The sequence below is a fragment of the Acidovorax sp. WCS2018Noco2-16 genome, from assembly GCF_031843945.1.
Taxonomy (GTDB): domain Bacteria; phylum Pseudomonadota; class Gammaproteobacteria; order Burkholderiales; family Burkholderiaceae_C; genus Paracidovorax.
On record NZ_JAVTJJ010000009.1, the window covers coordinates 115970 to 139036 of the forward strand.

General features: G+C 68.6%; 20 protein-coding genes. 14 read left to right on the plus strand and 6 right to left on the minus strand.

The window, feature by feature from the left end; translation table 11 throughout:
• Nucleotides 1-9: 9 nt before the first annotated feature.
• Nucleotides 10-894, minus strand: coding sequence for a LysR family transcriptional regulator (locus tag RQI28_RS16270; protein WP_311222605.1), 885 nt, complete (start codon nucleotides 892-894; stop codon nucleotides 10-12).
• A gap of 143 nt (nucleotides 895-1037) precedes the next feature.
• On the opposite strand from RQI28_RS16270, the gene RQI28_RS16275 reads away from it, so the two are divergent.
• Entirely contained in the window at nucleotides 1038-2102 is a 1065-nt protein-coding gene (locus RQI28_RS16275) for an NAD-dependent epimerase/dehydratase family protein (protein ID WP_311222606.1), read from the plus strand.
• On the opposite strand, the gene RQI28_RS16280 is transcribed toward RQI28_RS16275, so the two are convergent.
• Nucleotides 2068-3009, minus strand: coding sequence for an alpha/beta fold hydrolase (locus RQI28_RS16280; protein ID WP_311222607.1), 942 nt, complete (start codon nucleotides 3007-3009; stop codon nucleotides 2068-2070). The two genes, RQI28_RS16275 and RQI28_RS16280, sit on opposite strands and share 35 nt — an antisense overlap.
• Nucleotides 3010-3242: 233 nt before the next feature.
• Between RQI28_RS16280 and RQI28_RS16285 the strand changes: the two genes are divergently transcribed.
• The 8 genes from RQI28_RS16285 (at nucleotide 3243) to rbsD (ending at nucleotide 12436) form a co-directional block, all read left to right on the plus strand.
• Nucleotides 3243-4931: an AMP-binding protein gene (locus RQI28_RS16285; protein WP_311222652.1), complete on the plus strand. Its 1689-nt coding sequence runs from the start codon at nucleotides 3243-3245 to the stop codon at nucleotides 4929-4931.
• A gap of 195 nt (nucleotides 4932-5126) precedes the next feature.
• Nucleotides 5127-5633, plus strand: a complete 507-nt coding sequence (locus tag RQI28_RS16290) for a hypothetical protein (RefSeq protein ID WP_311222608.1) — start codon at nucleotides 5127-5129, stop codon at nucleotides 5631-5633.
• A gap of 492 nt (nucleotides 5634-6125) precedes the next feature.
• Entirely contained in the window at nucleotides 6126-7082 is a 957-nt protein-coding gene (locus RQI28_RS16295; protein WP_311222609.1) for a sugar ABC transporter substrate-binding protein, read from the plus strand.
• 271 nt (nucleotides 7083-7353) lie between these two features.
• Nucleotides 7354-9009: a sugar ABC transporter ATP-binding protein gene (locus RQI28_RS16300; RefSeq protein ID WP_311222610.1), complete on the plus strand. Its 1656-nt coding sequence runs from the start codon at nucleotides 7354-7356 to the stop codon at nucleotides 9007-9009.
• Complete coding sequence (locus tag RQI28_RS16305) at nucleotides 9006-10016, plus strand: ABC transporter permease (RefSeq protein WP_311222611.1); 1011 nt, start codon at nucleotides 9006-9008, stop codon at nucleotides 10014-10016. Before RQI28_RS16300 ends, RQI28_RS16305 begins: the two co-directional genes overlap by 4 nt.
• 23 nt (nucleotides 10017-10039) lie before the next feature.
• A complete protein-coding gene (locus RQI28_RS16310) occupies nucleotides 10040-11104 on the plus strand; it encodes a substrate-binding domain-containing protein (RefSeq protein ID WP_311222612.1) in 1065 nt (354 codons plus the stop codon).
• On the plus strand, nucleotides 11097-12047 hold the full coding sequence (gene rbsK, locus RQI28_RS16315) for a ribokinase (protein ID WP_311222613.1): 951 nt from the start codon (nucleotides 11097-11099) through the stop codon (nucleotides 12045-12047). Before RQI28_RS16310 ends, rbsK begins: the two co-directional genes overlap by 8 nt.
• Complete coding sequence (rbsD, locus tag RQI28_RS16320) at nucleotides 12044-12436, plus strand: D-ribose pyranase (RefSeq protein WP_311222614.1); 393 nt, start codon at nucleotides 12044-12046, stop codon at nucleotides 12434-12436. The genes rbsK and rbsD overlap by 4 nt, the downstream gene beginning before the upstream one ends.
• A gap of 230 nt (nucleotides 12437-12666) precedes the next feature.
• On the opposite strand, the gene RQI28_RS16325 is transcribed toward rbsD, so the two are convergent.
• From RQI28_RS16325 to RQI28_RS16340, 4 genes are all read right to left on the minus strand, one after another.
• On the minus strand, nucleotides 12667-14118 hold the full coding sequence (locus RQI28_RS16325; protein WP_311222615.1) for an aldehyde dehydrogenase: 1452 nt from the start codon (nucleotides 14116-14118) through the stop codon (nucleotides 12667-12669).
• Nucleotides 14119-14255: 137 nt separating this feature from the next.
• Entirely contained in the window at nucleotides 14256-15071 is an 816-nt protein-coding gene (locus RQI28_RS16330; protein ID WP_311222616.1) for an RNA pseudouridine synthase, read from the minus strand.
• Nucleotides 15071-16774, minus strand: coding sequence for an MBL fold metallo-hydrolase (locus tag RQI28_RS16335; protein ID WP_311222617.1), 1704 nt, complete (start codon nucleotides 16772-16774; stop codon nucleotides 15071-15073). The genes RQI28_RS16330 and RQI28_RS16335 overlap by 1 nt, the downstream gene beginning before the upstream one ends.
• 157 nt (nucleotides 16775-16931) lie before the next feature.
• The gene (locus tag RQI28_RS16340) at nucleotides 16932-17474 is read right to left on the minus strand and encodes a cytochrome b/b6 domain-containing protein (RefSeq protein ID WP_311222618.1); all 543 of its coding nucleotides are present in this window, start codon (nucleotides 17472-17474) and stop codon (nucleotides 16932-16934) included.
• 298 nt (nucleotides 17475-17772) lie between these two features.
• On the opposite strand from RQI28_RS16340, the gene dapF reads away from it, so the two are divergent.
• From dapF to RQI28_RS16365, 5 genes are all read left to right on the plus strand, one after another.
• Complete coding sequence (gene dapF / locus RQI28_RS16345) at nucleotides 17773-18651, plus strand: diaminopimelate epimerase (RefSeq protein WP_311222619.1); 879 nt, start codon at nucleotides 17773-17775, stop codon at nucleotides 18649-18651.
• The gene (locus RQI28_RS16350) at nucleotides 18648-19355 is read left to right on the plus strand and encodes a DUF484 family protein (protein WP_311222620.1); all 708 of its coding nucleotides are present in this window, start codon (nucleotides 18648-18650) and stop codon (nucleotides 19353-19355) included. Before dapF ends, RQI28_RS16350 begins: the two co-directional genes overlap by 4 nt.
• A 47-nt stretch (nucleotides 19356-19402) precedes the next feature.
• Nucleotides 19403-20410, plus strand: a complete 1008-nt coding sequence (locus tag RQI28_RS16355; RefSeq protein ID WP_311222621.1) for a tyrosine recombinase XerC — start codon at nucleotides 19403-19405, stop codon at nucleotides 20408-20410.
• Between the two features lie 146 nt (nucleotides 20411-20556).
• Nucleotides 20557-21795 (plus strand): YjgN family protein, encoded by a 1239-nt coding sequence (locus RQI28_RS16360; RefSeq protein ID WP_311222622.1) that lies wholly within the window; start codon nucleotides 20557-20559, stop codon nucleotides 21793-21795.
• The gene (locus RQI28_RS16365; RefSeq protein ID WP_311222623.1) at nucleotides 21792-23009 is read left to right on the plus strand and encodes a M48 family metallopeptidase; all 1218 of its coding nucleotides are present in this window, start codon (nucleotides 21792-21794) and stop codon (nucleotides 23007-23009) included. The genes RQI28_RS16360 and RQI28_RS16365 overlap by 4 nt, the downstream gene beginning before the upstream one ends.
• Nucleotides 23010-23067 lie beyond the last annotated feature (58 nt).

The window sequence follows — 23067 nt, forward strand, 5'->3', positions numbered from 1 at the left end:
CGTGCGGCGCTACAACGCAGCAGGCACCTCGCGCGACAAAAAGTCGTACACCGCGCGAATCCTCTGGCTGGTGCGGATCTCACGGTGCACAGTCAGCCAGATCGGTAAAGCGGGCAGCGGCAACGCTGGCAGCACGGCCACCACGGCGGCGTCGGTGCGGGCCATGTAGTGGCCGACGAAGCCCACACCGAGCCCCGCGCGCAAGGCCTCCCAGCAGGCCATCAGGTCGTCGGAGCGGAACGCGAAATGGCTGCGCTCCACCGGAAAGCCCATGGCGGCAAAGCCCTGCTGAATCTCTTCATACCGGTCGTTGCCGATCAGCTCGTGCTGCAGCAGGTCGGCGGGCTGGCGCGGCATGCCCTTGCGGCGCAGATAGTCGCGGTGGGCATAGGCACCCAAGGCCACGCTGCCGATGCGCTTGGCCACCAGGCTGGCCTGCGTGGGGCGCACCATGCGCAGCGCGATGTCGGCCTCGCGGCGCAGCAGATTGGTCACCTCGTTGCTCGCCACCAGCTCCACCTGCACCTCGGGCAGCGCCTGCCGCATGCGTGCCAGCACCGGCGGCAGCAGCACGCAGGCCACCGGCTGGCTGGCCGTGATGCGCACCGTGCCGCTCACACCGCCTTCGGCGCCGGACACGCTGCGCGCCAGCTGGTGCGCGCCCGCCTCCATGGCCCGGGCCGATTCGGCCAGCTGCAGCGCCATGGCGCTGGGCAGCAGCCCGCGCCCGGTGCGCTCGAACAGCACCACGCCCAGTTGAGACTCCAGTTCGGCAATGTGGCGTCCGATGGTCGGCTGGCTGGCCTGGAGCACACGCGCCGCGCCCAGCAGGCTGCCCTGGTCGAGCGCGGCCAGAAAGGACTGCACCAGGCGCCAGTCGAAGGTGGGGTTCATGGCGTCAGCGTGCCCTGGGCATGGTGGTTTTGGTTATTCAAAAATGAATTCCTCGTATGGACCTACAGCCAATTGTGTAGTTGTGCGCGGGTTTCCACAATCACCCCGTTTCCCCCCATTCGTTCTCTCCGTGGAGACCTTCGATGTCCATCACTGCTGCCAACGCCCTACCGGCCACCTCCGGCAACCCTGCGGCCACCGTGCTGATTCTGGGCGCACGCGGCCGCCTGGGGCTGGCCGCCGCACGCGCCTTTGCCGAAGCCGGCTGGCAGGTGCTGGCGCAGGTGCGGCCGGCCGTCAGCGTGCAGGCGCTGCCCGCCATCACCGGCGTGCGCTGGGCGCCGGTGAATGTGCACGACACGGCGGCGCTGACGGCCCGGGCACAAGATGCGCAGGTGGTGGTGCACGCGCTGAACCCGCCCTACACGCACAAGGCGTGGCGTGAACAGGTGCCCGCCCTAATGGATGCGGCCATTGCCGTCACGCGCGCGCTGCGCGCCACGCTCATGCTGCCGGGCAACGTCTACAACTTTGGCGAACGCATGCCGCCCGTGCTGCGCGAAGACACGCCCCAGGCGGCCACCGGCCTGAAAGGACGTGTACGCAGAGAACTTGAGCAGCGCCTGGCCGCCGCCACACACGACGGGCACATGCGGGCCGTGGTGCTGCGCGCGGGGGATTTTTTTGGCAGCGGCAACGGCAGCTGGCTGGACCAGTCCATCGCCAAGAAGCTGCCGCAGGGCCGTGTGACCTGGCCGGGGCCGCTGGATGTCGCAACGCCCTGGGCCTACCTGCCCGATCTGGCCCGTGCCTTCGTGCGGGTGGCCGAGGAACGCCACAGCCTGGCCGCGTTCGATTGCCTGCATTTCGCCGGCCATGCGGTCGCCGCGCAGCCATGGCTGGACAACCTGACGGCCTGTGCTGCCGAGCGCGGCTGGCTGCCTGCCGCTGGCGCGCTGCGCGTGTCTCGCTTGAACTGGACGCTGGTGCGAATGGCCGGCCTGGTCGTGCCCACCCTCGCGTCACTGGCCTCCATGCGCTACCTCTGGCACACGCCTTACCGTCTGGACAACACGCGGTTGCAAGCGCTCATCGGCCAAGAGCCCCACACGCCCTTCGACCATGCCGCGTGTCAGGCGCTGGCCGCATTGGATCTGCCGGGCCTGGGTGCGATCAATCCTCCAGCAATTGCAGGCAGGCCTGCATGACCGGCGGGTGGAACGCCATCTGCACGTGCGCCACACCTTCGACGAAGCGGTTGTCCGCCCCCGCCAGCGTGGCGGTGCGTGCCGGGAAGACGATGTTGTCGCAGCTGGAATAAAAGCAGGTGAAGCGCGCCGCGCGGCCGGCCGGCTCGTCGCGGCGCAGCGCCTGCACCCATTCGCCTTCCAGCGCCATCTGCCGGCCGTTCACCGCATGGCTGAAGCGGCCCGCCCAGGTGCCGCCGTGGGGCGAGCCGAGCGTGACGACGCGGTGCGCGCAGGCCTCGGCCCGGCCGGCGTCGCAGGCGCGCAGCCAGGCCCGCGCAGCAATGCCGCCCATGCTGTGGCCGATGACCACCGGCGCGCGGCCCGTGGCCTCGGTCACCCGGCGCACGGCCGCATCGATGATGGGCGCGTAGTCGTCGATGGAGCCAAAGGGCGGCTCCAGGTTGACGGCCACGAAGGCATGGCCGCGCGCGCGCAGCAGTGGCAGCCAGGGCGTCCAGAACCCCCGATTGCACAGGAAGCCGTGCACCAGCACCACGCCGCGCGGCGCGTCCGTGCCTGTGGACGCGCCCACCGCCGAATCCGTCGCCGAGCGATCCGGCAGCCAGTCGGCAATGGCCTGGTGGCGAAACGGCTGCCACCAGCCGAAGACCCGCGTGGCCCAGCCGGTTTCGGCCCACCAGGCGCGCAGCACCTGCAGCCCGCTGGGCGCTGGCGTCGGGTCGGCCCGGTTGGCGCGCGCCATCAACACGAACTGCAGACCCATCAGCAGCCGAAAGCCCAGCAGCGCCAGCACCGGCCCGCCCAGCGCCCAGCCCGGCGACCGCGGCCATTGCCACACCACCCAGGCGATGGTGAGCGCCAGGTTCGCTCCCACCATCCAGCGCTGCCAGCGCGCATTCGTCATGCTGTGTCCTTCTTTTTGCGGATGGGCCCGCCTGGCCGATAGACCTGCTCGAACCCATTCGCTATTAATTTAATAGCTACTTGCGCTTACTAGATAAGCGCTACAGGTCATTTTGACTCAAAACCGCCGTCAAGAGCCCACTTCACCTGCGCGACAGCACACTAGGTAAAGCCCGGGGCGACCAGCACGTCTGCGGCTTCCAGAATGCGGCGAAGGAGACTTGGCCCATGACCATGCATCGCCCCTGGCTGGCGCACTACCCGGCTGGCGTGCCGCACGACATCGACCCCGAGCAGTACCGCTCGGTGGCGCATCTGCTCGAGGAATCGTTCAAGAAGCATGCCGCCAATCCGTTCTCGGTCTGCATGGACCAGTGGATGAGCTATGGCGAGCTGGACAGGCTGTCCACCCAGCTCGGCGCCTGGCTGCAAGGCCAGGGCCTGGCGCCCGGAGCGCGCGTGGCGATCATGCTGCCCAACGTGCCGCAGTTCGCCGTGACCATGGCGGCCGTGCTGCGCGCGGGCTACACCTGCGTGAACGTGAACCCGCTCTACACCGCGCGCGAGCTGGAACACCAGTTGAAGGACTCCGGCGCCGAGGCCATCCTCATCCTGGAGAACTTCGCCCGCACGCTGGCCGAGGTGATCGACCGCACCGCCGTGCAGCACGTGGTGATGGCCGCCATGGGCGACCTGCTGGGGCCGGTGTACGGCCGCTGGATCACCTTCGCCGTGCGGCACCTGGCCAAGATGGTGCCGGCCTATGCGCTGCCGCTGTCCCACGGCCGCAAGGTGACGGGCTTCAACGCTGCGCTGGCGCAGGGCGATCGGCGCACGCTGGCGCGCAGCACGGCCACGCTCGATTCGGCTGCCTTCTTGCAATACACCGGCGGCACCACCGGGCTGTCGAAGGGCGCGGTGCTGACCCACCGCAACATCGTCGCCGCCACGCTGCAAGCCGAAGCGTGGTTCACACCCGCGCTGGCCAAGGTGGGCGACCTGAGCCGCGCCAACTCCATCGCCGCGCTGCCGCTTTATCACATCTTCGCGCTCACGCTGTGCCTGCTGGCCATCCGCCAGGGCTCGCACCTCACGCTGATCCCGAACCCGCGCGACATTCCGAAGTTCGTCGCGGTGCTGAAGAAACGCCCCTTCCACATGCTGCCGGCGGTGAACACGCTGTTCAACGCGCTCTTGCAAAACCCGCAGTTCCGCGCGCTCGACTTCGGCCCGCTGTGCGTGTCGCAGGCCGGCGGCATGGCCGCCACCGAAAGCACGGCGCGCGAATGGCAGAAGGTGACGGGCAGCACCATGATCGAAGGCTGGGGCATGAGCGAGACCTGCGCCATCGGCACCAACAACCCGGTGGACAACGCCGCGTTCACCGGCAGCATCGGCCTGCCGCTGCCGGGCATCGACATCGCCATCAAGAACGACGCGGGCGAGAGCCTGGCGCAGGGCGAATCGGGCGAGATCTGCATCAAGGGCCCCAACGTCATGCAGGGCTACTACCAGCAGCCCGAAGAGAACGCCAAGGCCTTCACCGCCGACGGCTTCATGCGCACCGGAGACATCGGCGTGATGGACGCCCAGGGCTACACCCGCATCATCGACCGCAAGAAAGACATGATTCTGGTGAGCGGCTTCAACGTGTTCCCCAACGAGGTGGAACAGGTGGTGGCCCTCTGCCCCGGCGTGCTGGAATGCGCGGCCATCGGCATTGCCGACGAGAAGCAGGGCGAGGCGATCAAGGTCTTCGTGGTGCGCAGCGACCCGGCATTGAGTGAAGACGATGTGGCCCGGCACTGCGAAGAGCACTTGACGGGGTACAAGCGGCCCAGGCACATCGAGTTTCGGGATAGCCTACCCAAGACGAATGTGGGGAAGATTTTGCGGCGGGAGTTGCGGGGGCCTGCGGCTTGAGGAGTTGGCGATCTTGCGAGCAAAGAAACTTCAGTTCAGCATAGGCTGATAGACCGCCGAGAGTGACACGAGCCAGCTACGATGGCTCCGAGCCGGCAGCGAACATCGCTTGCTGAAGTGGTTAGCGCATCACTTCCTGAGATGCCTTGACCCAATCCGTTTGCGTGGTTAGTTCAGAAGAACTCGGAGAATTGAATGCCCCTGCCACTCATCCCCATCGTCGCTGCGCTGGCTGCAGGCGGAACATTGGTTCCGCATGCCGCCGGGGGAATGATCGTCACTTCCGCCGCGGGCTATGTCGCCGGCACTTACCTCAGCACCGCTGCAATCGGCGGCCTACTCACCGCAGCCTCGACAGTTCTTGGAGCCGGTGCGGTTTATCTCTCCGGCGCTGCGGGGAGCATCATCGGCGGTGCCGGAATTTTTGGCACAACTATCGGCGCCACGGGCATAACGGGCGCTTTGATGTCGATCGGCATCATCTCCGCCACGCCTCTCTGGATTCCGCTTGCTGTTGGCGGCGCTGCGGCAGGCGGTGCTGCAGGCCTTGGCTACGGCGGTTACAGATTGCTGAAACTCAAGAAGAAAATCCAGACGACTGAAGCTGGCCACGAAGCCCAGTTCACAGAAACCGAGGCAAGGTTGATCGAGAGGATCATCAAGCGTTTGGGCAAGAAACGAGACAAGCGTGACGAAGACTGACAAGTTGGTGCTGCGGGCTGTTTTGCCTTCGCATCGCTGCAGCAATCCCCACAGCGCTCGACCGACCCATCCGTCTTGCCCCGGCTCAGGTTAGCAGCAGGGATGCCCGCATATCTGCCAGTCGCTTTCGCGCTGCGCATCGGCGGGGCAATCGAGCCATTTGGAACAGACCCACCGACGGGCCTGAGGCATACCCCACTGCCAGTGTGGCTTGTAAAGCCCAAGCCCTGAATACCGTTATTTGTCAGTGACTCAGTTACTGCCAAACAAGCTGGCTACCACCCAACCAGCGGCATGGACGCAGAGTGACCGAGTTACCAACCCGCTTCCTTTGCCGTTATTCATCTCGCATCAACAGCAGCAACCGCGGGTAAACCACCAAGCGCAAACGTTTGCGCAAACGTTTTACATCGATATCATCCGCAACCTCGACCCGCTCCGGTGAGCCGCAGCGCGTTCGAGCCGACCTTTACTCACCGCACTGGAGACACCATGCCGTTCACCCGCCGCTCCGTTCAGACCGCCGCCGCCCTCGCCCTGATGGGTGGCCTGCTGGCCAGCCCCGCCTTTGCGCAGGACAGCAAGCCCAAGATCGCCCTGGTGATGAAGTCGCTCGCCAACGAGTTCTTCCGCACGATGGAAGACGGCGCCAAGGCGCACCAGAAGGCGCATGCCAGCGAATACACGCTGGTGGCCAACGGCATCAAGAACGAGACGGACACGGCCGCGCAGATCAAGATGGTGGAGCAGGCCGTGGCGCAGAAGGCCAGCGCCATCGTGCTGGCTCCGGCCGATTCCAAGGCGCTGGTGCCGGCCGTCAAGGCCGCCATCGACAAGGGCGTGATCGTGATCAACATCGACAACCGCCTGGACGCCGATGCGCTGAAGGAAAAGGGCATCAACGTGCCCTTCGTCGGCCCGGACAACCGCGCCGGCGCCAAGCTGGTGGGCGACTTTCTGGCCAAGCAACTGAAGGCGGGCGACAAGGTGGGCATCGTCGAAGGCGTGTCCACCACGTTCAACGCGCAGCAGCGCACGCTGGGTTTTCAGGACGCGATGAAGGCCGCCAACATCACCGTGGTCGGCGTGCAGTCGGGCCAGTGGGAGATCGAAAAGGGCAACACCGTTTCGGCCGGCATGCTGCGCGAGCACCCCGACCTGGTGGCCCTGCTGACCGGCAACGACAGCATGGCGCTGGGCGCCGTGGCGGCCGTGAAGGCATCGGGCAAGGCGGGCAAGGTGCAGGTGGTGGGCTACGACAACATCCAGGCCATCAAGCCCATGCTGGCCGACGGCCGCGTGCTGGCCACGGCCGACCAATATGCCGCCAAGCAGGCCGTGTTCGGCATCGAGCTGGCGCAAAAGGCAATGGCCGCGAAGACCCCGCAAGCGCAACTGCCTGCCGAGGTGAAGACCGACGTGGTGCTGGTCACCAAGGGCAGCAAGTAAGGCCCAGAGCGGCGAACCCGGCTCTTGTGGCGTTGTCGCCGTGTCTTGTCGTACTACTCGTACTGCCTGCGACACGGCGCCTCGCCAGAGCCGCTTCGCTGAGCTGGGTTCACCACTCAAGCCATGAGCATTTCTGCGCCGCCCTCTTCCATTACCCGTTCGCCCTGAGCTGGGTCGAAGGGCTGCCCCACAGGCACCCTGGCTTCGACAAGCTCAGCCCGAACGGAGGCGGTGGCTCAACCGCCGCACTAGGCACCACGCAATCCGCACCATGCCCCACACACCCTCCGCCACCCCACCCGCCCCGGCCACGCCCCTGCTGCACATCGACGCGGTGGGCAAGGACTACCACGGCACCACGGTGCTCAATGACGTGACGCTGGCGTTGAACGCGGGCGAGGTGCTGGCGCTGACGGGCGAGAACGGCGCGGGCAAGAGCACGCTGTCGAAGATCGTCTGCGGCCTGACGCCCGCCACGCGCGGCGGCATGCGGCTGGCGGGCGAGGCGTTCATGCCCGAGTCGCGCCAGGACGCCGAGCGGCTGGGCGTGCGCATGGTCATGCAGGAGCTGGGCCTGGTGCCCACGCTGACGGTGGCCGAAAACCTGCTGCTGGGCCGCATGCCGAACACGGCCGGCTGGCTCCAGCGCGGTGCGCTGCATGCGGCAGCCCGCGCGCAGCTGGCCAAGATCGGCCTCGAATCCATCGACCCGGGCACGCCGGTGTCGCAGCTGGGCATCGGCCAGCAGCAGATGGTGGAGATCGCCCGCAACCTGCAGGACGACACGCGCATCCTGGTGCTGGACGAGCCCACCGCCATGCTCACCCCGCGCGAGACGAACTACCTGTTCGAGCAGATCGCGCGGCTGACGGCGCGTGGCGTGGCCATCGTCTACGTGTCGCACCGGCTGGAGGAACTGCGCCGCATCGCCGACCGCGTGGCGGTGCTGCGCGATGGCCTGCTGGTGGACGCCAGCCCCATGGCGGGCCTGTCGGAAGACGACCTGGTGCGCCGCATGGTGGGCCGCTCAGTCAGCGACCTGGAGCACCGCCCGCGCCGCACGGCCGGCCCCGTGGTGATGCAGGTGCAGGGCATAGCCCGTGCCGGCGCCGTGCAGGACGTGAGCCTTCAATTGCACGCGGGCGAGGTGTTCGGCATTGCCGGGCTGGTGGGCTCGGGCCGCACCGAGCTGCTGCGCCTGCTGTTCGGCGCCGACCGGGCGGATCGCGGCAGCATCGCGCTGCCGGAGCAAGAATTTGAGCCAAATCGGCCTCTAGCGCTTGATGGTCAAGCGCAAGCAGCTACAAAAAAAATAGCAAACGGCATTTTCAAGACATTCACCCGGGGCTTCGCCTCGCCGCTGCAGGCCATTGCCGCCGGCGTGGGCCTGGTGACCGAAGACCGCAAGTCGCAAGGCCTGCTGCTGGCCCAGCCCATTCGCATCAACGCCACGCTGTCGGACCTGTCCGCCGTGTCGCGCGGCGGCTGGCTGCGGCGCGCGCGCGAGCACGATCTGGTGCAGGGCTTCATCCGCACGCTGCGCATTCGCTGCCTGGGCGGCGAACAGCCCGTGGGCGAGCTGTCGGGCGGCAACCAGCAGAAGGTGGTGTTTGCCCGCTGGCTGCACCGCCCCGTGCGCGTGCTGCTGCTGGACGAGCCCACGCGCGGCGTGGACGTGGGCGCCCGCGCCGAAATTTATGGCGAGCTCGACCGCATGGCCAACGAGGGCCGCGCGCTGCTGATGGTGTCGTCCGACCTGCGCGAGCTGATGGCCATGGCCGACCGCATCGGCGTGATGAGCGCCGGCAGGTTGGTAGCGGTGTTCGAGCGCGGCCAGTGGTCCGAGCAGTCGCTGCTGGCCGCTGCCTTTTCCGATGCTGCGGGCCGCCCGGCCCCGGCGACCTCTTCTTCTCCTGTTGCCGCATGAACGCCACACCGAATCCCTCCGCCGCGCCGTCCGCGACTGCAGCCGTGCCACCCGTTCGCGTCACGCCGATCTGGCGCACCCAGCTGGGCACCTACCTGGGCTTGGGCCTAGTGCTGGCCGGCATGGTGGGCCTCTTTTCGTGGATGTCCGAATACTTCTGGAGCGTGGAGACCTTCGTCACCATCGCCAATGAAATCCCGGCGCTGGCCGTGATGGCCGTGGGCATGACCTTCGTGCTGATCATCGCGGGCATCGACCTGTCGGTGGGCTCGGTGATGGCGCTGGCCGCCGCCACCTCGGCCGCGGCCATCCTGCAATGGGGCTGGCCCGTGCCGGCCGCCGCCGCGCTGGCGCTGGCCACGGGGCTGGTGTGCGGCACGGTCACCGGCGCCATTTCGGTGGCGTGGCGGTTGCCGTCGTTCATCGTGTCGCTGGGCATGTTGGAGGCCGTGCGCGGCAGCGCCTACCTGGTGACCGATTCGCGCACGCAGTACGTGGGCGACGCCATCTCTTGGCTGGCAGCGCCATTCTTCGGCGGCATCTCGGTGGCGTTCCTGATCGCGCTGGTGCTGGTGGTGGTGGCGCAGTTGATCCTGACGCGCACGGTGTTCGGCCGCAGCGTGGTGGGCATCGGCACCAATGAAGAGGCCATGCGGCTGGCGGGGGTCGATCCGCGCCCCATCCGCATCATCGTTTTCGCGGTCACCGGCCTGCTGGCCGGCCTGGCGGGCCTGATGCAGTCCGCACGACTGGAAGCGGCCGACCCCAACGCCGGCAGCGGCATGGAGCTGCAGGTGATCGCCGCCGTGGTGATCGGCGGCACCAGCCTGATGGGCGGGCGCGGCTCGGTGGTGACCACCGCGTTCGGCGTGCTGATCATCGCGGTGCTGGAGGCGGGCCTGGCCCAGGTGGGCGCCAGCGAGCCCAGCAAACGCATCATCACCGGCTGCGTGATCGTGGCCGCCGTGATCATCGACACGCTGCGCCAGCGCCGCGCGATCCACTGACAGCCGGTTAAAGATCTGACACCATGGCCACGATCAAGGACGTCGCACAGCACGCCCAGGTGTCCGTCACCACGGTGTCGCACGTGGTCAACGGTACCCGGCACGTCAGCGCCGAGGGGCGCGAGCGCGTGGAGCACGCCATTCGCGCTCTGGGCTACGTGCCCAGCGCCATCGCCCGCAGCCTCAAGCGCAACAACACGCGCACGCTTGGCATGCTGATTCCCAACAGCTCCAACCCGTACTTTGCCGAGATCGTGCATGCGGTGGAAGACCGTGCGTTCGGCGCCGGCTACAACCTCATTCTGTGCAACACCAACGACGAGCCGCACCGCCAGGGCAGCTACCTGCAGGTGCTGGCCGAGCGCCGCATCGACGGGCTGATCGTCGTCTCCACCGGCCACGACGCCACCCTGCCCACGCAGCTGGCGGGCCTGCAGGTGCCCACCGTGCTGGTCGATCGGGAAATCGAAATCGACGAGCAACCGGGCGACCTGGTGGAGACCGCGCACATGCAGGGCGGCCAGCTGGCCACGCAGCATCTGCTGGCGCTGGGGCACCGGCGCATCGCCTGCATCCACGGCCCGGCGGGATTGCGCCCCAGCGAGCAGCGCATCGCCGGCTGGCGCAGCGCCTTGGCCGGTGCCGGGTGCGACCACGGCGACGCCCTGCTGTGGGACGGCCACTTCACCAGCCAGGGCGGCTACGACGCCATGCACGCGCTGCTGCGTTCGGCCGCGCCGCCCAGCGCCGTCTTCGTGTGCAACGACCTGATGGCCATGGGCGCGCTGTGCGCCGCGCACGAGCGGGGCTTGCGCGTGCCCGAGGCGCTGTCGCTCGTCGGCTTCGACGACATCGAACTGGCCGCCTTTACCAGCCCGCCGCTGACCACCGTCGCCCAGCCCAAACAGCGCATCGGCGCGCAGGCGGTGGATATGCTGCTCGAGCGCATCGACGGCAAGCGGCAGGCTGCGCGGCAGGTGATGCTGCAGCCCGAGCTGCGCGTGCGTGCCTCCACCGCCGTGTTTTCCGCCGCTTCTTCCTCCGCCTCCTCGTCCTCTTTCTCGCCTGTGCCGACTCCTCATGAATGATCGCTTGACCACGCCCCGCATTGCCGTCGTCGGCAGCCTCAACATGGACCTGGTGCTGCAGGTCGAGCGCGCCCCGCAGGCCGGTGAAACCGTGCTGGCCCAGGGCCTGGCGCAGGTGCCCGGCGGCAAGGGTGGCAACCAGGCCGTGGCCTGCGCGCGCCAGGGCGCGCGGGTGGCGCTGTTCGGCCGGGTGGGCGACGACGGCAACGGCCGCGCGCTGCGCGCCGCGCTGGAGGCCGACAGCATCGACCATGCCGGCGTGCAGACCGACCCGCGCGAGCCCACTGGCGTGGCCGCCATCACCGTGGAAGCGACCGGGCAGAACCGCATCGTGGTGGTGCCCGGCGCCAATGCGCGGTTCAGGCTGGACGCCGCCCTGCTCGCCCCTGCGCTGCACGACGCCCAGGGCCTGGTTCTGCAGTTTGAATGCCCCATCGACGAAGTGCTGGCCGCCGCCCACCAGGCGCGCGCGGCGGGTTGCCCGGTGCGGCTGAACCCTTCGCCCATGCAGCCGATGCCTGAGACGCTGTGGGCGCTGGTCGACACGCTGGTCGTCAACGAGGTCGAAGCCGCCGAGCTGGCCGGCCGCGCCATCGACCACCCGCAGGATGCCGCCGACGCCGCCCACGCGCTGCGCGGTCGCGGCCCGGCACAGGTCGTCGTCACGCTGGGGGCTGCCGGTGCCGTGGCCGCCGATGCGAAGGGCGCACGCTACCACCCCGGCCTGGCCGTGCCCGCCGTGGACACCACGGCTGCCGGCGACACCTTTCTGGGCGCGCTGGCCGTGGCGCTGGCGCGCGGCGAATCGCTGGATTCCGCCGTGTGCAAAGGCATGCGCGCCGCCGCCGTGTGCGTGATGCAGCACGGCGCTCAGCCTTCCATTCCCACCCGCGCCGCCGTGGCGCGCTGCCCGCAACCGCCTGACTGGATCCTGCTGTCGTGAAACGCACCGCCTTGCTGCACGCCGAACTCTCCCACGCCATCGCCTGCATGGGCCATGGCGACATGCTGGTCATCGGCGACGTGGGCCTGCCCATTCCCAGCGGCCCGCGCCGCATCGACCTGGCCGTGACGCCGGGCCTGCCCACCGTGGCCGACGTGCTGCGCGCCGTGCTGACCGAGCTGCAGGTGGAGCGCGCCGTGATCGCCACCGAGGCCGTTCAGCGCGAGCCTGGCGGCGCCCTGCCCGGCTGGTGCACGCTGCCGATGGTGCCCGAGCAGCTGCCGCACGAAGACTTCAAGCGCCTGACGGCCCAGGCCCGCGTGATGGTGCGCACCGGCGAATGCACGCCGTACGCCAACGTGATCCTGGTGGCGGGCGTGACGTTCTGAGCGTCGATTCAGAGCAGAATCGCCTGAATCGACACAGGCCTCATACACCTCCCGCCGTTCGGCCTGAGCTTGCCAAAGGCTTGTCTGCAAGTGCCTGTTCAAAGAAGCCCTTCGACGAACTCAGGGCGAACGGGTGTTTTCTGGCTACCGTCTGAGGCATACAACCGACCAAGCCAAATCGGCCGCCAGCGCTTGACTAGCATGCGCTGATAGCTATTATTTTAATAGCATCAGAAAGGGTAGTGGCGCGGCGTCGTCTGCACCGTGATCCAGCGCAGCTCGGTGAATTCGCGCACCCCGGCCATGCCGCCGAACCGGCCGTAGCCGGAGCTTTTCACGCCGCCGAACGGCATCTGCCCTTCGTCGTGCACCGTCGGCCCGTTGACGTGGCAAATGCCCGATTCGATGCGGGCCGCCACGTTCCAGGCTTTGGCCACGTCGCGGCTGAAGACGGCGGCGGACAAGCCGAATTCGTTGTCGTTGGCGCAGGCGATCGCCTCTTCCACGCCGTTCACCCGCACCACGGGCTTGACGGGGCCGAACGATTCTTCGCGGTAGATGCGCATGTCGGCCGTCACGTGGTCGAGCACGGTGGCCTGCATCAGCGTGCTGTCGCTGCGGCCGCCGCAGACCAGCGTGGCGCCTTTGGCCAGCGCGTCGTCGATCAGCGCGTTGCAGCGCTCGACCGTGGCCATGTCCACCACCGAGCCCAACACTACCGGGCCCTTGCGTGGGTCGCCCAGCGGCAGGGCGCGGGCGCGTTCAGCCAGCTGCGCCACGAAGGCGTCGGCCACCGATGCGTCCACCACGATGCGTTCGGTGGACATGCAGATCTGCCCCGAATTGGCGAAGGAGCCGAACACCGTGGCCGCCACGGCAGCGTCCAGGTCAGCGTCGTCCAGCACCAGCAGAGGCGCCTTGCCGCCCAGCTCCAGCACTGCCGGCTTGAGGTATTTGGCGCAGGTCTGCGCGATGATGCGGCCGACATGGGTGGAGCCGGTGAAGTTCACGCGCCGCACGGCCGGGTGGGCCACGATGGCCTCCACCACCGCGCCGGCATCCGCCGGGGCGTTGGTCACGAAGTTCACCACGCCGGGCGGCAGGCCGGCCTCCTGCAGGGCCTCGATGATCAGGCCGTGCGTGGCGGGGCTGAGTTCGGAGCCCTTCAAGATCACCGTGTTGCCGCAGGCCAGCGGCGTAGCGATGGCGCGCACGCCCAATATGACCGGCGCGTTCCACGGCGCGATGCCCAGCACCACGCCAGCGGCCTGGCGCACGCCCATGGCCAGGCTGCCGGGCACGTCCGACGGAATGACCTCGCCCGCGATTTGGGTGGTGAGCGCCGCGGCCTCTTGCAGCAGGCCCGCCGCCAGGTGCACGTTGAAGCCGGCCCAGAGGCCGGAGGCGCCCGTCTCTGCCGCCATGGCGGCGGCGAAGGCGTCGCCCTTGGCTTCGATCGCCTGCGCCGCCTTGAGCAGCAACGCGCGGCGCACGTTCGGCCCCAGCGCAGACCAGCCAGGGAAGGCCTTGGCAGCGGCGTCGGCAGCGGCCCTCGCATCGGCCACGGTGGCGGCCGGGGCGGTCGTGGCAACGCTGCCGTCCAGCGGGTTGCGGCGCTCGAAGGTTGTGCCGCCCGTGGCTTGCACACGCTCGCCGTGGATCAACATGGAAATGACTGTCATGGAAAAACCTCCTGGACGATGACGAACTTCGAAAAACTTCGATCTGCCCCCGCCTCCACCGTTCGCCTTGTGGCGTGTCGACGGGCCTCGCCTGACTGAGCCCGAACGGCGGCGCCCCGTGGCAGCCACCCGCGCGATCAGAACCGCTCCCACCCCTGCAGGTACCGCCATGCGCCTTCAGGCACCTTGGCCAGCGGCACGCGGCCGATGCGGATGCGCTTGATGGCCTCCACCTGCAGGCCCACGGCCTCGCACATCGACGGAATCTGCCCCGCGCGAATGCCCTTCATCGCAAAGCGCAGGCGGTCTTCGTTCTGCCAGCTGACCCTGATGGGCGGCAGCGCCCGGCCGTTGAACGACAGGCCGTGGCACAGCCGCTGCAGCCCGCCGTTGGCGATGGTGCCCGACACGGTGACGATGCATTCCTGCTCCAGCGACTCGATGTCTTCGGCCAGCTTGCGGCCCACGCGGCGGTCCTGCGTGTAGACGACCAGGCCGCTGGCCTCGGTGGGCAGCGGCGTGAAGCATTCGACCTGGCGGAAGTGACGCTGCAGCACGCGGGTGCCGCTGGCGTCTTCGCCGGCGTGCGTGTCCATGCGCAGCAGCGTGGCGGCCTGAGGCGCGCCCTGGCTGCGGCTGCCGTGGCTCTGGTGCCCCGGCGTCTTGGCCTCGCTGGCGCTGTTCTGCATGCCCAGCCCGGCCTCGTAGCCGGCGGGCTTGTGCAGCAGCAGGGTGACGGGGGTCAGCTCCATCAGGTTGGCGTCGGGCGCCAGCGCCACGGCCTGGGCGGGCGACACGCGCGCGCCGGGTGCTTCGACCACGCGGCCGTCCACGGTCACCCAGCCGCCTTCGATGTATTGCTCGGCGGTGGTGCGCGAACAGCTCAGCTGTTCGGCCAGGCGCTTGGCCAGGCGCACGTGCTCGGGAGGATTTTGAAAATTGCGTTCAGACATTACCGGGTTCCACTGCGCGTAGGCGCTTTCTCGGGCATTGCGCGAATGCGCTCCACATGTGCCAGCAGCGACCGCTGGGCCACAGGCCACAGCCGCTCGGGCACGTCGTCATAAGCCTGGCGCACCCAGTCTTGCATGCTGCCCTGCGGCAGCGCCTGCATGGCCGCCAGCACCTTGGCTTCACGCGCCAGGCGGTGCGCCTTCAGCCCGGCGATGGCACCGCGCGCGTTGCCGAGCACGTAGCCATGCGCGGGCAGGATGAATTCCACGCCGTGGCTGGCGCACAGGGCGTCCAGCCGGTCCAGCGAATCGAGGTAGTCGGCCATGTTGCCGTCGGGCGGGTCCACCACCGTGGTGCTGCCGTTCAGGATGTGGTCGCCGCTGAACAGCAGGCCGTCTTCGCGCAGCAGCAGACACAGGTGGTTGGCGGCATGGCCGGGGGTGTGCACCACTTCCAGTGTATGGGTGATTTCGACCCCAAGCGCCCATCCAGCAAGCGTTAGCAGCTCTCCATTCGATAGCACCCTGTCGGGCGTGAACTGTGCAGCTGCACGGGCCGTGGGCGCCGAGGGCAGGCCCAGCACGGGCGGGCGCGGGCGGCCGTGCGCCGCCACGCGGGCGGCCAGCGGCGCGGCACCGGGCGAATGGTCGGCGTGCGAATGCGTGCAGACGATGGCGCGGATGTCGCCGCCCGCCGCGCGCCACAGGCGCTCCAGGTGGTCTTCGTCCGCCGGGCCGGGGTCGACGGCGATGTAGCCCGTGTCCGCATCGCCCACCAGGTAGCTGTTGGTGCCGGGGCCGGTCATCACGCCGGGGTTGGGAGCAGTCAGGCGCTGCACGTTCTTGAGCAGCGGCACGGGTCGCTCGGTCTGCCAGTCGAGCACATGCTGCATCTGGCCGTCGGGGCAGACCAGCGCCAGCTCGCCGAAGGGCGGCTCGTGCTCCATGTAACGCGCCTCCTTGCCTTGCAGCAGGCCGCTGCGCGGGCAGCTGGTCCACAGCGGCTCTTCATGCGCGACGGCGGCCAGCACCGCGTCGGCCGTGCCAAAAGCGGCCAGCCGCTGCAGCGTGCGGATGGTCGGGAAGATCATCAAGAACTGCCCCGCCGCATGCCGCGCCAGCGCATCGGCCGGGCGCACCCACACGGGCTCGAACTGCTCGCGTTCGTCGGCCACGGGCTCCTGGCCCTCGGGCATGCGGGCCACGAGGAAGTGCACGTCGAAGCGCTTGGGCAGGTCGCGGTCAGCCGTCCAGTGCGCCAGCAGGAACATTGCGTCTGCCGCGGGCGTGAGGCCCAGCGCAGTGCACTGCGCCACGAACGGTGCGGCGCGGTCCAGCGCGGCAATGTCGTCCGCCCCGGCAAAGCGCCCGTCGGCATGGCGGGCCAGCAGCACGCCCAGCTCTTCAAAACTCTCGCGAATGGCGGCGATGGCCTGCGTCACCCGCGCCTCGCTCTGCGCCGGCCGCCGCGCCACCGCCGCGTGCGTGGCGGGCGCGCCGTCCAGCGCATCGACAGCGCCGCCCGGGAACACATAGGCACTGGGCGCAAAGCTGGCCTGCGGCGAGCGCCGGGTCATCAGCACCTCCAGCGCGCTGCCGGTGCCGTCTGCCGTGGGCACGTCGCGCAGCAGCAGCACGGTGGCCGCCGCGCGCGTGGCGACCGGCTCGCGGTGGGGGTGGAGTTGTTGGGTGATGCGGGGCATCGGGTGATTATCGGCACATGACCGCTGCCCAGGTGACACACAAGTGGCCCGCAGGAGCCCACGGTTTACAGGCACGCCACCGCAAGCGCACCGCCCCATCGCCCGGATGCCCGCACACAGGGCGCCAGCGGCCGGCGCATCGTCCGGCCCCACGCCGTCAGAGCATGCGGCGCAGCACGTCCGCCTCAGGGTTGCGGTCGAACCAGCGGTGCTTCACCGCGCCTGCCACGTGCGCCGCAATCACGCCCAGCAGCACATAGGCCAACACCTTGTGTATCAGCTGGAACCACTCGAAGCCTTCCTTGCTCTTGGGCAGCAGCTCCGGCAGCGACAGGCCGAAGAACGGCACTCCATCGCTGAACTCGTACACGCTCGACATGCAGTAGCCCATGACGGGCACCACGATCATCAGCACATAGAGGGCCACATGGCCAAAACGGGCCGCAAAGCGCTCCCAGGGGCTCAGGGCCTGCGGCAGGACCGGGGCCTTGAAGAACACGCGCAGCAGCAACTGGGTGCCACCCAGCAGCAGCGCCAGCAGGCCCAGTTGCTTGTGCCAGGGGTAGAGCGTCGCGTACTTGATGGGCACTTCATTAGCCAGCAGCGTCATGATCGCGCCAATGGCCAGAGTGGCGACGATCACCAGGGCACGCAGCCAGTGGACGGCGCGCAGCGGGGCAGGGTATTTGATGGGTGTCATGGTTTCGATGGGGTTTGGCAACTTACACAAAAACAAGCAGAGGGTTGCCCCATTCACATTCACCTATTCACCTAGGCCGTGCTCGACTTCTTCAGGGGCGATGAAATGTAGCGTAGCCATTGCCAACATTCCGCCAGACGGCATGCATGGGCCTGCGAGGGCATGGGGATTGCACGCCGCTTCATCGACCGGCCCTGCCAGACGCTGTCCGCCGCTTCGGCCGCCCGGTAACGCACCGACACCATAGAGCGCCGTTGCTGGGGGGTGCCGGCGCGCCCCGGTGGCGATAATCGCGCCCATGCAAATCCGCTTCACCAAGATGCAGGGCGCGGGCAACGACTTCGTCGTGCTCGACGAGACGCAGGGCCGCCTGGGCCTCTCGCCTGCGCAGTACCGGTTCCTGGCCGACCGCCACTTCGGCGTCGGCGCCGACCAGATCCTCACGGTGCGCCCGTCGCCGGCCGAGGGCATCGACTTCGAATACCTGATCCACAACGCCGACGGCGGCGAGGTGGAGCAGTGCGGCAATGGCGCGCGCTGCTTTGCGCGCTATGTGCGCGACAAGGGCCTGACGGACAAGGACCAGCTGCGCGTGCAGACAATGAAGGGCGTGATCGCCCCGCGGCTGACGGCCGATGGCCGCGTGACCGTCGATATGGGCCGCCCGCTGTTTGCGCCGGCCGAGGTGCCGTTCGATGCCACCGGCCTGCAGCCCGTGGCGCAAGGTTCAGGTGAGAAATGGCCGCTAGCGCTTGATGGTCAAGCGTATTTAGCTCCTCTTTTAATAGCGATTGCCTCCATGGGCAACCCGCACGCCGTGCAGCTGGTGGACGATGTGGACACCGCGCCGGTCGAAGCCATCGGCCCGCTGGTCGAGCGCCATGCGCGCTTTCCTGAACGCGTGAATGCCGGCTTCCTGCAGATCGTCAACCGCTCTGAAGTGCGCCTGCGCGTGTTCGAGCGCGGTGTGGGCGAGACGCTGGCCTGTGGCTCGGGCGCCTGCGCGGCCGTGGCCTGCGGCATTCGCCTGGGGCTGCTGAACACCAGCGTCGACGTGCACACGCGCGGCGGCGTACTCACCATTGCCTGGGCTGGCGGTGCCGACGATGCCGTCTTCATGACCGGCCCGGCCACCACGGTCTTCGAAGGCCAGATCGAGATTCCCGACACACCATGACCTATTCCGCACCGCCCTCTTCTTCCTCCGCTTCCGTTCCGCCCATCACCGAGGACGACATCGCCGAATTTCTGCAGCAGACGCCGGGCTTCTTCGAGCGCCATGCCGAGGTGCTGGCCAGCGTGACCTTCACCAGTCCGCACGGCCAGCGCGCGGTGAGCTTGCAGGAGCGCCAGGCCGAGATGCTGCGCGAGAAGATCAAGGCGCTGGAGCAGCGCGTGATGGAGATCGTGCGCAACGGTCACGAGAACGGCCACATCGGCCAGAAGATCCACCAGTGGTCGCGCGAACTGGCAGCCGTGCAAGACCCGCACGGCCTGCCCGGCGCCGTGACCGAGGGCCTGCGCCGCCTGTTCGACGTGCCCCAGGCCGCGCTGCGGGTGTGGGACGTGGCACCGCCTTTCCAGGGCGCCACCTTGAGCGCCGCCAGCGAGGACGCGCGCGCCTTCGCGTCGTCGCTGACCCAGCCCTTCTGCGGTGCCAACCTGGGCTTCGAGCCCACGGCATGGCTGCCCGATGCGGCGCAGGTGCAGTCGCTGGCGTTGCTGCCGTTGCGCGAAGGCGCGCTCGATGGCGAGACGCCGGCCTTCGGCCTGCTGGTGCTGGGGTCGCCCGACGCACAGCGCTTTGGCGCCGACATGGGCACAGACTTCCTCGTGCGTATCGCCGAGCTGGCGAGCGCGGCGCTGACGCGGCTGCGCTGAAGCGCGGCACGGCTGCCCGCCAAGCACCCGCTGAGAGCGAAGCAGTCATGGCCACAGCCACCCCTGCAGCGCCCACAGAACCCGTCGCGCTGCCGCCAGAGGCCCTGCGCTACCTGGAGCACGTGCGTGTCGAAAAACGCCTGGCCGCGCGCACGCTGACGCTCTACACGCTGGACCTGGAACGCCTGGTGCGCCATGCGCAGGACGCGGGCATGCCGCTGCTGCAGCTGAGCACCGGCCACATCCGACGCTTCGTCGCGCAGATGCATTCGGCCGGGCGCAGCGGGCGCGGCATCGCGCTCATCCTTTCGGGCTGGCGCGGCTTTTTCACCTGGGCCGGGCGCCAGGGCCTGGTGCCGCACAACCCGGTGCTGGACGTGCGCGCGCCCAAGGCGCCCAAGCCGTTGCCCAAGGCGCTGCCGGTGGACGATGCCGTGCGCCTGGCCGAGCACGAACACGCAGGCGGCGACCCCTGGCTTGAAGCGCGCGACGCCGCCATCGTCGAGCTGCTGTACGGCTGCGGCCTGCGCGTGGGCGAGCTGGTGGGGCTGGACGCCGTGCCCGGCCCCGACACCCAGCGCGAGGGCCGCGGCTGGATCGACCTGCAGGCGGGCGAAGCGCATGTCTTCGGCAAGGGTTCCAAGCGCCGCAGCGTGCCGGTGGGCCGCGCGGCCACCGCCGCGCTGCAGACCTGGCTGGCGCAGCGCGCGCAGCCCTTCGGTGGCGCCGCTGCCTCGGCACGGCTGGATGCCGCGCTGTTCGTGGGCCAGCGCGGCGCGCGGCTCACGGCGCAGTCGGTGTGGCTGCGGCTGCGCCAGCGCAGCCAGTTGGCCGGGCTGACCACGCCGGTGCACCCGCACATGCTGCGCCATTCGTTCGCCAGCCATCTGCTGCAGTCCAGCGGCGATTTGCGCGCGGTGCAAGAGCTGCTAGGCCACGCCAACATCACCACCACGCAGGTCTACACGCGGCTCGATTTTCAGCACCTGGCCAAGGTGTACGACGCGGCCCACCCGCGCGCCAGGCGCAAGCCAGAAGGCGGCGGCGCGGACTGAGACAGGCAGCGCTGCGCGCCCCGGCGGCGCAGCCTGTACGCTATTATTTTTATAGCTACAGGCGCTTATTAGTAGAGCGCTACAGGCCAAAACACCTTGAAACCGGCCTGAGATAAACTGCGCGGCGCAACAAAAAGAGGGAGCCTATGTCCACACCATCCATGGCCGGCCACAACGAGGCCCGGACCACTTTCGTGTCGCACGACATCGAACCGCACCCGATGGCCTTCAGCGGCAGCGGCGGCGAGTACTTTCGCGTGTGGATCGTCAATGTGCTGCTGACCATCGTCACCCTGGGCTTCTACACGCCCTGGGCGCGCCGCCGCACCGCGCAGTATTTCTACGGCAACACGCTGGTGGCGGGCAGCCCGCTGGAATTCACCGCGCAGCAGCGGCGCATGGTGGTGGGCTTTCTGATCCTGGTGCTGATCACCGCCGCCTACAACCTGGCGGCCAATACGGGGCAGGATTTGGCCGTGGGCCTGTTCATCCTGGGCGGCGCGGTGCTCTCGCCCTTCATCTGGGGCAGCGCCATGCGCTTTCGGCTGGGCAACACGCGCTGGCGCGGGCTGCGGCTGCGCTTCACCGCCAACTGGCGCGAGGTCTACACCGCCAGCTGGCCCGTTTTCGCGCTGGCGCTGGTGTGGATCGTGGTCGTGTTCGGCCTGCAGGCCATTGCGCCGGAAGTGCCGGCCGGGCGCAAGTTTCCGCCTGTCACCCAATCGATGTCGGCCCTGGCGCTGCTGGGCGTGCTGCTGACGGTGCTGTGCTTCATCCGCCTCGAATACAACTACCGCAGCCTGCTGGTGCTGCGCGCCCACCTGGGGGACGAAGCGGGCCGCTGGAAGCCGGTCTACTTCGATTTCGTGAAGGTGTGGCTGGCCACGGTGCTGGTGTTCATCGTCTCGGTGGTGGTGCTGGCAGGCGTGTGCGGCCTGCTGTTCAGCAGCTCGTGGATGCTGTTTGCCAGCAAGGCGCGCGGCGCCGGGATGGTGATGATGATTCTGTTCTTCGCGCTGGCCATCGTCCTGGGCATCTTCCTGCTGTTCCTGGCCTCCGCTCCGGCGCGCGCCTACCGCGAAGCCCGCATGTTCCAGCTCATGTGGGACAACATCGGCGTGAGCCACATCGCACGCTTCAAGTGCAGCCTGCGCACCGGCAGCTACGTGCTGCTGCGGTTGAAAAACATGCTGCTCGCGCTTCTGACGCTGGGCTTTTACCGCCCCTTCGCGATGGTGAGCGAATACCGCATGAAGCTTGAATCGGTCACCCTGCACGTCAAGGGCGGCGTGGACCAGGTCGCCAGCCAGCTGGTGCACCAGCAGCGCGAAGGCGGCATCGGCGATGCGCTGGCCGACGCGGCCGGGCTCGACCTGGTCGGATGACGAGCGCTCCGTCCCCGCAGGGGAATGCGCCTTTCGTGCGGGCACGCTGGTTTGACGGCCGCAGCAGCCAGGGTCGCGCGGTATTGCTGAGCCTGCAGCCCGGCCCCGGCGGTCCCGCGCTGGCGGTGCACCCGCTGCACGCGCCGGGGGCTGCGCCTACCGTCTACCCCCACAGTGCGGTAGGCTGGCCTGAGGCCTGGAACCCGCGCCGCCCGCAGCCGCGCCTGGTGGTCGACCTGCAGGACGGCGGCAGCCTGGAAATCGATGACGCCGGCGGCTGGCACGCCGCACTGCAGGCCGCCGGCCAGCGCGCCAGCCTGGCCCAGCGCATGCAGACGCGCTGGCCGGTGCTGCTGGCGGTGCTGGTCCTTGCCGCCATCGGGCTGACCGCCTTCTACCGCTGGGGCACGCCCTGGGCGGCCACGCAGCTCACGCATTTCGTGCCGCTGTCGTGGGAAACACAACTGGCCGCATCCGCGCTGCAGCAGATGGACGAGGGCCACCTCAAACCCACCAAACTGGCGCCCGAGCGGCAGGCCGCCCTGCGCGCGCGCTTCGACCAGCTCACCGGCGCGCTGGCTTCCGCCCCGCCCTCGCTGCAGCGCTATGGGGGCTACGCGCCGCGCTACACGCTGGCCTTTCGCTCAGGAATGGACGCCAACGCCTTCGCCCTGCCTGGCGGCAGCATCGTGGTGACCGACGACCTGGTGCACGCCGCTGAGAAACGGGGCCTGAGCGACGACGCCATCACCGGCGTGCTGGCCCATGAGATCGGCCACGTCGCCTACCGCCACACCACCCGCATGGTGGTCGAGCAAGGCGTGCTGAACATCGGCCTGGGGCTGGCGCTGGGCGACGTGTCGGGACTGCTCTCGACTGGCAGTGCGCTGCTGACCGGCCTACATTACCGCCGCAACCACGAGCGCGAGGCCGACTGCTTCGCCGTCGCGCTGATGGGCCAGGCGCAGTTGCCGGCCGCGCCCATGGCCGATCTGCTGCTGGCGATTGCGCACGACGGCGAGCGCCGGGAACACGAGAAAGAAGCCGCGGATGGCAAGGCCGGTAAAACCGCACCGCCACCAACGCCCCGCCAGGCCGCATCGGCTGCGCGGACGAAGGACGATTCGCTGCTGTCAATGCTCAGCAGCCACCCGGACACGGTGCAACGCGCCGAGGCGCTGCGTGCAGGGCAGTTGTCGGGCTGCACACGCTGATTGCGCCGTCATTTCAAACGGAAGTTGCGGGGCGCTAAAGGTGCATGGCTGGTGCACA